The sequence below is a fragment of the Salipiger sp. genome (assembly GCF_059781815.1).
Genome location: NZ_JBYNAH010000194.1, coordinates 1 through 10077, shown reverse-complemented (window position 1 = coordinate 10077; position 10077 = coordinate 1). Strand labels below are relative to the sequence as shown.

Sequence of the window (10077 nt, the reverse complement as noted above, 5' to 3'; positions counted from 1 at the left end):
CGTCCGGGGTGTCCATTTCGAGGCTTTCATTAAGGAGGGCCTCGAATTCCTCCATGGTTGCGTTAGCCATGTGGCGTTCTGTTCCTTTACAAACGGTTTTCTGGCCGGGCGGTTGTCTCCGCCGGTCTTGGCTGCCGCCCGCGCGAACGGGCAACGTTGGTCTTGTCTGGCGCTACAAACAAAGAGGGCCGGTGTGATTCCGACCCTGCTCACCTCCCTGTCCGCAGCTTTGCGCCTGTCTTGACGTCGCGCGATATACCCCCAGCCGCCCGGCGGATCAAGCCCCGAGCGGCGTCAAACCCCGCTCGGGCAGCGTCTCACGGCGATTTCCGCCGCCGCGAGGAGAGGCCGCACGGGCTCGAGGAGCCCTCGCGCGGCTCAGCAGTAGTTCTCCGGCCCGACCCACTGCGCCATCGAATAGCGGTCGCCATGGCACCAGCCGATCGGCAGAACCGCCTCGATGCGGGCCATGTCCTCCGGGGTGAGGCTGGCGTCGGCGCCCTGCACCAGCTCGCGGAAATGCGGGACCGAGCGGGTGCCCGGGATCGGCAGCACGTGATCGCCCTTGTGCAGCGTCCATGCGATGGCAAGCCCCGCCGCGCTCAGCCCCATCTCGGCGGCCAGCGCCCGGAAGCCTGCGACGATCTCGAGATTGCGGCTGTAATTCGGCTCCATCATCCGCGGGTTGCTGGCCAGGAACGGGTTTCCCTCGATCTGCGCGCGGCTGATCGGATGGTCGGTCAGCAGCGAGCGCCCCACTGGCGAGAACGCCACCAGCGCCACGCCGAGCTCGGAGCAGGCCTGCAGCATGCCCATCTCGGGCAGCCGGGTCGAAAGCGAGTATTCCGACTGCACCGCCGCGACCTTGTATTCCGCATGCGCCAGCCGCAGCGTCGACGGCGCGATCTCGGAAAAGCCAATGCTGCGGCACTTCCCCTTCTCGACCAGCCGCCCCATGGTGCCGGCCACCTCTGCCGCCGGGATCTCGGCCTGGTAGCGGTGCACGTAGAACAGATCGACGCAGTCGATGCCCAGCCGCTCGAGCGACTTGTCGAGCTCGGCCTCCATATGCCCCAGCGAGTTGTCGAAGCAACGGTTGCCCTCGGCATCGCGGGTGATCGCCGCCTTGGTGGCGATGTGCAGCCCCTCCCGCGCCCCGGGATTGGCGCTCAGCCACGCGCCGATGGCGCGCTCCGAGCGGCCCATGCCATAGACGTTCGAGGTGTCGATATGGCGCACCCCCAGCGCATGGGCGAGGTCGAGGATGGCCTGCGAGTTCTCCTCGGTGGTGGCGCCGTAGAAATCGGCGAAGGACATCGCCCCGATGCCAAGGCAGGAGGTCTCGAGCCCTCCGATGGTCCGAGTCTTCATGCCGTCTCTCCGTGCTTGCGCTTTGCCGCCACCGCGGCGATGGCCTGCGCCACCGCGGCGTCGATATCCAGTGTCGAGGTGTCGAGGATCACCGCGTCCTCCGCCGGGCGCAGCGGCGCGTCCGCCCGCGAGGCATCGCGGTGATCGCGCTCCTTGGTGTCGGCCAGCACGGTCTCGTAGTCGGTCTCGGCCCCGCCCGCCTGCAGCTCCTCGAAGCGCCGCCGCGCGCGCACCTCGGCGCTGGCGGTGACAAAGAGCTTGGCCTCCGCGTCTGGGCAGATCACCGTGCCGATGTCGCGCCCGTCGAGCACCGCGCCCCCGGCACGCCTCGCATAGGCGCGCTGGAAATCGACCAGCGCCGCGCGCACCTCGGGAATCGCCGCCACCTTGCTCGCTGCCTGCGCCACCGCGGCGCTGCGCAGCCCCTCGGCCTGCAGGTCCTCGGCGACCAGTTCCTGCGCCGCCGTGATCGGCTCGATCCCGTCGAGCATGCGCTTGCCAACGGCGCGGTAGAGCAGCCCGGTGTCGAGATGCCCGACGCCGAAATGCGCCGCCACAGCCTTGCTGATGGTGCCCTTGCCGGCGGCTGCCGGCCCGTCGATGGCGATGGTGAAGCTCATGGCGCGGCCTCCTTGATCCGTCCCGCCGTTATGGCGAGCGCCGCCCCGGGCTTCAACCCTGGCGCCGCTCCAACCACCACAGCCAGGCCAGAAGCCCGAGCGACAGCGCCGCGAACCCGGTCTTCAGCCGGGTAAAGTGCGCCGCCCATTCGGCCAGCAGCGGGAGGAAATGCTCGGGCCCGCGCAGAAGCAGCTCACGCACCGTGACGCCCTCGGCCCAGTCGGCGCCAAGATAGGGCGCCACCGGCAGCAGCAGCAGCGCCCGCAGCCAGATCGGCCGGCCCCGGCTCAGCCGCAGCAGCCCCAGCGCCATCAACAGCGCAAAGGCCCACATGAACCCCGCGTCGAGCCAGCGCATCTCGAGCAGATAGACCGCCCGCCCGCGCCCCTCGAGCGCCGTCACATAGGCCTCTGCCGCCGCCACCGAGTAGCCGAAGAGCCGCATGTCGAGCGGCATCAGACCGCCCGCCGCCGGGATCAGCACTGACCACGCGTACCACCACATCAAGAGCAGCATCGCCGCGGCAAACGCCGCGAGGGGCGGTGCGATCCGCTGCATCAGAGCCGCTCGATCACCGCGCCAAGCCCGCTCATCAGCGGCTCGAAAATCGGGAAGGAGGTCGCGATGGGCCCGCCATCATCGACCCGCACCGGCGCCTGCGTGGCGAGCCCCATGACGAGGAACGACATGGCGATGCGGTGGTCGAGATGGCTCTCGGTCTCCGCCCCGCCCGGCACGTTGCCATGGCCGCGGCCATGCACCGTCCACCAGTCCTCGCCCTCGTCGACCTCCACGCCATTGGCGCGCAGCCCCGTCGCCATGGCGTCGATCCGGTCGCTTTCCTTGACCCGCAGCTCCTTGACGCCGGGCATGTGGGTCTTGCCCTCGGCGAAGGCCGCCACCACCGACAGCACCGGGTACTCGTCGATCATGCTGGCGGCGCGCTCGGGCGGCACCTCGATGCCCTTGAGATCGGGCGAGAACCGCGCCCGCAGATCTGCCACCGGCTCGCCGCCTTCTTCGCGCGGATTCTCGAAGGTCAGGTCGGCGCCCATCTCCTGCAGAGTGAAGAACAGCCCCGCCCGCGTCGGGTTGAGGCCGATATTGGGCACCAGCACGTCCGAGCCCTCGGTGATAAGCGCGGCGCAGACCGGGAAGGCCGCCGAGCTCGGATCGCGCGGCACCACGATGACCTGCGGCTTGAGCTCGGGCTGGCCGGTGAGCGTGATCACCCGGCCCTCCTCGGTCTCCTCGGTGACAACGCGCGCACCGAAGCCGGTCAGCATGCGCTCGGAATGGTCCCGCGTCGCCTCGCGCTCGATCACCACGGTCTCGCCCGGCGCGTTCAGTCCCGCCAGCAGCACTGCCGACTTGACCTGCGCCGAGGGCACCGGCGTGGCGTAGCGCACGGGCAGCGGATCGCGCGCGCCGACAATGGTCATCGGCAGCCGGCCACCCTCGCGCCCGAACGCCTGCGCCCCGAACAGCGCCAGCGGGTCGGTGACCCGCGCCATCGGGCGCTTGTTGAGGCTGGCATCGCCGGTGAAGGTCGCGGTGATCGGCGTGGTGGCCATCGCCCCCATGATCAGCCGCACCCCGGTGCCCGAGTTGCCGCAATCGATGACCTGCCCGGGCTCGGCGAAGCCGCCCACGCCGACGCCACTCACGTGCCAGGTCTCGCCGCGCTTCTCGACCTCGGCTCCGAAGGCGCGCATTGCCTTGGCGGTGTCGAGCACGTCCTGCCCCTCGAGCAGCCCGGTCACCCGGGTCTCGCCCACCGCCATGGCGCCGAGGATCAGCGACCGGTGCGAGATCGACTTGTCCCCCGGCACATGCGCCTCGCCGCTCAGCCCCGTGGACCGGCGTGCAATCATCGGAATGGCTTCCCCGTGGCTCGACATCTCGCCTCCTCGCCTTCTGTTCTGTTATCGCTCACGGCGCTGATAGCAGCCGCCCGCGCCCCTGTCTTCTCTTCGTTCTCAAATACTCCGGGGTGAATTGGCGCAGCGCGCCAAGAGGGGCAGCGCCCCTGCCCCGCTCAGCGTTTGCGGAACGTCATGTAATGCGGCACCCGGCCCTCGCGCAGCGCCTTCTGCTCGTAGCGGGTCGAGATCCAGTCGCCCCACGGCTCACGCCAGTCCTGCGGCCGCTCCGCCAGCCACTCGAACCCGGCCTTCGGCACCTCGACCATGGTCTGGCGCACGTAATCGGGAATGTCGGTGGCGACGCGGAACTCGGCGCCGGGCTTGAGCACGCGGGCCAGCGGCTCGAGATGCTCGGGCGTGACAAAGCGGCGCCGGTGGTGGCGCGCCTTGGGCCAGGGATCGGGATAGAGCAGGAAGGCCTTGTCGATCGAGGCGTCGGGCAGCACGTCGAAGAGGTTGCGCACGTCGCCCGGGTAGACCCTGACGTTCTCGACGCCCGCCCGGCGGATCTTGCCGAGCAGCATCGCCACGCCGTTGATGAAGGGCTCGCAGCCGATCACGCCGACCTCAGGGTAGGTCGCGGCCTGGTGCACCATGTGCTCGCCGCCGCCGAAGCCCACCTCGAGCCAGACCGGCTTGCCGCCGAACATCGCGCCCATGTCGAGCGGGGCGCGCTCGGGGTTCTCCTCCCAGTCCACCGCACCGGGCGAGAGCTTGGCGAGATCCTCGTCGAGATAGGCTTCCTGCGACGCCTTCAGCGTCTTGCCCTTCACGCGGCCATAGAAGTTGCGCCACGGGGCGCCGGGATGCTTGTTCGAACTGGTCATGGCCGGGGGCTTTAGCGTCATGCCGCGCGCGGGGCAATCCCGCAGCGTCCGCACGGCAAAAGGCTTGTGCGACTGGCGCGACATCAGACCCGCTCGCGGCCACTCAGCGCCACCCTATTGAGCGACCCGCGCGGCATGGCGACCGCGCGGGCCTTTCATCTTGCGACCACGGCGGGGCGCAGCGCGCCCGCCCCTGCCCGCCTCAGACTTCGCGGGCGAGCGCGTCCGCGAGGTTGGTCTTCTCCCAGGAGAAGCCGCCTTCGGCGTCCGGCGCGCGGCCGAAATGGCCATAGGCGGCGGTGCGCTCGTAGATCGGCTTGTTGAGGTCGAGATGGGTGCGGATGCCGCGCGGAGTCAGGTCCATGACCTTGGGGATCGCGCGCTCGATCGCCGCCGGGTCGACCTCGGCGGTGCCGAAGGTGTCGACATAGATCGACAGCGGCTTGGCCACGCCGATGGCGTAGGACAGCTGCACCGTGGCCTTCTCGGCCATGCCGGCGGCGACGATGTTCTTGGCAAGGTAGCGCGCCGCGTAGGCCGCCGAACGGTCGACCTTGGACGGATCCTTGCCCGAGAACGCCCCGCCGCCATGCGGCGCCGCACCGCCATAGGTGTCGACGATGATCTTGCGGCCCGTGAGGCCCGCATCGCCATCCGGCCCGCCGATCACGAAGGTGCCCGTGGGGTTCACCCACCACTCGGTCTCGTTGCCGAGCCAGCCCTCGGGCAGCACCTCGCGGATATAGGGCTCGGCGATGGCGCGGATATCGTCCGAGCTGAGGCTCGGGTCGAGATGCTGGTGCGAGAGCACCACCGACGTCACGCCCACCGGCTTGCCGTTCTCGTAGCGCACCGAGAATTGCGACTTGGCGTCGGGTCCGAGCTGCGGCTCGGCACCGGACTTGCGCGCCTCGGCGAGGCGCTTGAGCACCGCGTGCGAGTAGAGGATCGGCGCCGGCATCATCTCGGGCGTCTCGTTGGTGGCGTAGCCGAACATGATGCCCTGATCGCCGGCGCCCTCGTCGCCGCGCTCGCCTGTCACGCCCTGCGCGATATGGGCCGACTGCTCGTGCAGCAGGTTGGTGATCTCGCAGGTCTCCCAGTGGAACTTGTCCTGCTCGTAGCCGATATCCTTGATGCAGGCGCGGGCGATATCGGGGATGCGCTGCATGTACTCGTGCAGCTTGTCCTGATCGGTCAGGCCGATCTCGCCGCCAATCACCACGCGGTTGGTGGTGGCGAAGGTCTCGCAGGCGACGCGGGCCAGCGGATCCTCGGCCAAGAGCGCGTCGAGGATGGCATCGGAAATCCGGTCGCAGACCTTGTCCGGGTGGCCCTCGGACACGGATTCCGAAGTGAAGATATAATTCTGTCGGGACATATTTGCTCCATTGGGTACCAGCCGTCACGCCAGGAAGCCGTTGTGACGGGGATATGACAGATACCGCTACGTGGTTGCGGACTCGCCGTCAACCGAAACCCGGCGCCGCGGCAAACACAGCGTAAACGCCAGCAAGCCTAGCAGCAGGGCGAGCGGGAGATCCCCGGTACGGCTATAGAGTGTGACCCGCAGCGGCGGCGGCAGAGCGGTGTCGAGATAGCCGGCCTCGCCCAGGGGCAGGCTGTCGAGCACGCGCCCCGCCCCGTCGATCACCGCCGAGATGCCGGTATTGGCGGCGCGCAGCAGCGGCAGTCCCTGCTCCACCGCCCGCATCCGCGCCTGCGCGAGGTGCTGGTAGGGGCCGGAGACGGTGCCGAACCAGGCGTCGTTGGTGATCTGCAACAGCAGGTCCGGGCGTTGCGGCGACCGCAGGTCCTGCGGGAACACCGCCTCGTAGCAGATCAGCGGTAGCGCCCGGCCAAGCCCGGGGCCAAGGTCGATGGTGCGCGGCCCCGGCCCGGCGCCGTAACCGCCGGCGGCGCGCTGCGCCAGACCGCCGACCTCGATCCGCGCGAAGAGCGACGCGAAGGGCATGTACTCGCCGAAGGGCACGAGGTGATGCTTGTCGTAGAGCGCCTCGACCGCGCCATCGGGCCCGGTGAGCGCCAGCGAGTTGAACCAGATGCCGTCTTCGACGCGCTGGATCCCGAGCGCCACCTTGGCGGGGCCGGCGGCCTCGGAGATCCGGGCCAGCGCGTCATCGGCATTGCGCAGCAGCATCGGCAGCGCGGTTTCGGGCCAGACGGTGAGCGCCGGGCGGTCGAGGCCGTCTCTGGCGGGCGCGGCTGTATATTCCACCTGCCGCTCGAAGAAGATCGGCACAAAGCCGCGGTCCCATTTCTGATGCTGCGGCGCGTTTGGCTGCACGAGGCGCACCACCGGGCGCCCGGTCAGGTCCTGTGGCGGCGGCAGCAGCGCCGCTCCGCCCGCGACCAGCACCGCCAGCCCGGCAACGCCGGCAAGCGCCAGCGGCCAGCTGAAGCGAAGGTCGCGCAGCCCCGCGACGATGAGCGCAGCGATCCCGAGACTCGCCACGGTGAGCCCGTGCGGCCCGATCCACGCCCCCCATTGCAGCGCCGGGGTCGGCACCCAGAGCGAGCCCAGCGTCGCCCAGGCGAAGCCGGTCATCACGTAGGCGCGCGCCAGCTCCACGGCGGACCAGAACACCACGAGGGCAAAAAGCCTGCGGTTGGGCGCGGCGCGCCCGGAAAGCCAGAAGGCCAGCGCCCAGAACAGCGCCAGCCCGGCGGCGAGGAAGAACAGGGCAAAGGGCGCCATCCAGCCAGTGCTGGCGGCGTCGACCTGGAACGGCTCGGTGACCCAGTTGAGCACCAGCGCGAAATACCCGAGCCCCGCGCCCCAGCCGACGGCCAGCGCGGCACCCGGGCGCCTGCAGAGCGCAAACAGACCCACGATGGCGAGGAGACCGGCAAAGCCCGCCCAGGTCAGCGCCCAGGGTGCCTGCCCCAGCCCGAGCGATGCGCCCGCCAGAACGGCGAGCGCAAGCCGGACCCAGCCCGGTATCCGGTCTGACAAGACCCGCGTGGTGTCAGGCACTCTGCGCCTCTGCAAAGGCATCGGGCTTGGTTTCGGGCTCGGCTGGCGGCGCCAGCGGGGCCGCGACGCTCGGTGCCGCGGGCGGCGTGCCGCCGGGGGCCGGTTCGTGCGGGCGGATGCGCAGGCGCTTGATGCGGCGCGGATCGGCGTCGACCACCTCGAGATCGAAGCCGCCCGGGTGCGGCACCACCTCGCCCCGCGCCGGAACGTGGCCGGCGAGCATGAAGACCAGACCGCCAAGCGTGTCGATCTCTTCCTCGTCGATCTCCTTGTCTTCGGTGAGCGCGATGCCGGTCTGGGCCTCGAACTCCTCGAGCGGGGTCTTGGCGAGCGCCAGCCAACTGCCGGATTTCTCGCGGAAGAAGTTGCGGCCCTCGTCGATGTCGTGCTCGTCCTCGATCTCGCCGATGACCTGTTCGATCAGGTCCTCGATGGTCACGAGACCGTCGACGCCGCCATATTCGTCGATCACCAGCGCCATGTGCCGGCGTTCGGTCTGCATCTTGGTAAGCAGCACGCCGATCGGCATCGAGGGCGGCACGAAGACCAGCGGGCGCAGGATCTTCTTGAGGTCGAAATCCTCGTCGCTGCCGTTGAAGCCGTGGCGCAGGGCGAAATCCTTGAGGTGCGCCATGCCCACCGGCGTGTCGAGCGTGCCCGAGAATACCGGCAGGCGGGTCATGCCGCTGTCGCGGAAGACCTGAACCAGTTCGGATTTGGTGATGGTGTCGGGCACCGCGACGATCTCGGCCTTGGGAATCGCCACGTCCTCGACGCGCATGCGCCGCAGGTTCATCATGCCCGGGGTCGGCATCGCGATGGTCATGGATTGGCCGTTGACCGCGGAAGCCTCTTCGTCTTCCGGTCTCAACGCCTTGATGAGGCGGCGGAAAAGCCCGTCGCCCGAGGATGCATCTGTCACCTGCTGCGCGCTTTGCGCTGCCATAGACGAGCCGTCGTTATCGCCCATTTGTCCTATCCAATGATGGAGCCAAAGCTCCCAGCGTTACGAATATGGGTCTTCGATACCCATTTTGCCAAGTATTTCTGTCTCGAGTGTTTCCATCACCGTGGCTTCCGCGTCACTGATGTGATCGTAGCCCAGCAGGTGCAGCGTGGCATGCACCATCAGATGGGTGATGTGATCGGCCAGCGCCTTGTCCTGCTCTGCCGCCTCGCGCGCGCAGGTCTCCCAGGCGATGGCAATATCGCCCAGTTCTTCCGGCATGCCCTCCTCGCCGCCTTGCGGCGGCTCCTCGGGATCGCGCTCCTCCGAGGGCCACGACAGCACGTTGGTGGGGGCAGGTTTGGCACGGAAATCGCCGTTCAATTCGGCGATGCGGGCGTCGTCGCAGGCCAGAACCGCGATCTCGAACCCGTCGGGATCGAGACCGAGATGCGACAATGCGGCGCGGGCGGCGCGTTCGCCCAGGTCTTCGAGACAGGCCTCCTGCCAGCGCGGATCTTCGAGAATCGTGTCGGTCAGCATCGGGGCCCGTTGCGTCCTGTGTCATAACTCGCAGCCGGGGGCGCTGCCCCCGTCCCGGACCTGCGTCCGGGACTCCCCCGAGGTATTTTTCAACCAGAGAAGAGCAAGGGGCATATAGCGGCTGCCGGGCGGCGCGCAAGAGGGCGGGTGCGGGACCCCGCTCGAGGGGCGAGGGTCGAGGGCTCAGCCCTCGACGTCTTTTTCGTAGGCCTCGATGATCGCCGCCACCAGCGGGTGGCGCACCACGTCCTTGCCGGTGAAGTAGTTGAAACCGATCTTGTCGATCGCCGACAGCAGGCGCTCGGCATCCTGCAGGCCCGAGGGCACGCCGCGCGGCAGGTCGACCTGGGTTCGGTCGCCGGTGATCACCATGCGCGAGCCCTCGCCCAGGCGGGTGAGGAACATCTTCATCTGCATGGTGGTGGCGTTCTGCGCCTCGTCGAGCACCACGAAGGCATTCGAGAGCGTGCGGCCGCGCATGAAGGCCAAGGGCGCGATCTCGACGGTCTTTTCCTCGCGCATCTTGGCGAGCTGCTTGCCGGGCAGGAAATCGTTCAGTGCGTCGTAGAGCGGCTGCATGTAGGGATCGACCTTTTCCTCCTGCGTGCCGGGCAGGAAGCCCAGGCGCTCGCCGGCCTCAACCGCCGGGCGGCAGAGGATGATCTTGTCGACCGCGCCGGTGATCAGCATGTTCACGCCGACGGCCACCGCGAGATAGGTCTTGCCGGTGCCGGCGGGGCCGATGCCGAAGCACATCTCGTGCTGGTAGAGCGAGCGCACATAGGCCTTCTGGGCGTCGGTGCGCGGCTCGATCAGCTTCTTGCGGGTCTTGATCTCGACCTTGCC

General features: G+C 68.8%; 11 protein-coding genes and 1 riboswitch. Of the genes, 1 reads left to right on the top strand and 10 read right to left on the bottom strand.

The window, feature by feature from the left end; genetic code table 11:
* On the top strand, positions 1 to 244 hold a 244-nt coding region (locus AC6RA4_RS19060), incomplete at its 5' end, for a hypothetical protein (RefSeq protein WP_500163068.1).
* A gap of 134 nt (positions 245 to 378) precedes the next feature.
* On the opposite strand, the gene AC6RA4_RS19055 is transcribed toward AC6RA4_RS19060, so the two are convergent.
* The 10 genes from AC6RA4_RS19055 to AC6RA4_RS19010 form a co-directional block, all read right to left on the bottom strand.
* Positions 379 to 1371, bottom strand: coding sequence for an aldo/keto reductase (locus AC6RA4_RS19055; protein ID WP_500163067.1), 993 nt, complete (start codon positions 1369 to 1371; stop codon positions 379 to 381).
* The gene (gene cmk, locus AC6RA4_RS19050) at positions 1368 to 1991 is read right to left on the bottom strand and encodes a (d)CMP kinase (protein WP_500163065.1); all 624 of its coding nucleotides are present in this window, start codon (positions 1989 to 1991) and stop codon (positions 1368 to 1370) included. The genes AC6RA4_RS19055 and cmk overlap by 4 nt, the downstream gene beginning before the upstream one ends.
* 52 nt (positions 1992 to 2043) lie before the next feature.
* Positions 2044 to 2550 carry a hypothetical protein gene (locus AC6RA4_RS19045; RefSeq protein WP_500163063.1) on the bottom strand — a complete coding sequence of 169 codons (507 nt, stop codon included), beginning with the start codon at positions 2548 to 2550 and terminating at the stop codon, positions 2044 to 2046.
* Positions 2550 to 3893, bottom strand: a complete 1344-nt coding sequence (aroA, locus tag AC6RA4_RS19040) for a 3-phosphoshikimate 1-carboxyvinyltransferase (RefSeq protein ID WP_500163061.1) — start codon at positions 3891 to 3893, stop codon at positions 2550 to 2552. Before aroA ends, AC6RA4_RS19045 begins: the two co-directional genes overlap by 1 nt.
* 137 nt (positions 3894 to 4030) lie before the next feature.
* Positions 4031 to 4744 (bottom strand): tRNA (guanine(46)-N(7))-methyltransferase TrmB, encoded by a 714-nt coding sequence (gene trmB / locus AC6RA4_RS19035; RefSeq protein ID WP_500163059.1) that lies wholly within the window; start codon positions 4742 to 4744, stop codon positions 4031 to 4033.
* A gap of 202 nt (positions 4745 to 4946) precedes the next feature.
* On the bottom strand, positions 4947 to 6125 hold the full coding sequence (gene metK, locus AC6RA4_RS19030; RefSeq protein WP_500163057.1) for a methionine adenosyltransferase: 1179 nt from the start codon (positions 6123 to 6125) through the stop codon (positions 4947 to 4949).
* A 3-nt stretch (positions 6126 to 6128) separates the two neighbouring features.
* Positions 6129 to 6177, bottom strand: a riboswitch (SAM-SAH riboswitch).
* Between the two features lie 14 nt (positions 6178 to 6191).
* The gene (gene lnt, locus AC6RA4_RS19025; RefSeq protein ID WP_500163056.1) at positions 6192 to 7742 is read right to left on the bottom strand and encodes an apolipoprotein N-acyltransferase; all 1551 of its coding nucleotides are present in this window, start codon (positions 7740 to 7742) and stop codon (positions 6192 to 6194) included.
* Positions 7735 to 8712 (bottom strand): hemolysin family protein, encoded by a 978-nt coding sequence (locus tag AC6RA4_RS19020; RefSeq protein WP_500163054.1) that lies wholly within the window; start codon positions 8710 to 8712, stop codon positions 7735 to 7737. The genes lnt and AC6RA4_RS19020 overlap by 8 nt, the downstream gene beginning before the upstream one ends.
* A 36-nt stretch (positions 8713 to 8748) precedes the next feature.
* On the bottom strand, positions 8749 to 9231 hold the full coding sequence (ybeY, locus tag AC6RA4_RS19015) for an rRNA maturation RNase YbeY (RefSeq protein WP_500163053.1): 483 nt from the start codon (positions 9229 to 9231) through the stop codon (positions 8749 to 8751).
* Between the two features lie 183 nt (positions 9232 to 9414).
* The coding region (locus tag AC6RA4_RS19010) for a PhoH family protein (RefSeq protein WP_500163051.1) at positions 9415 to 10077 on the bottom strand (663 nt) is incomplete at its 5' end.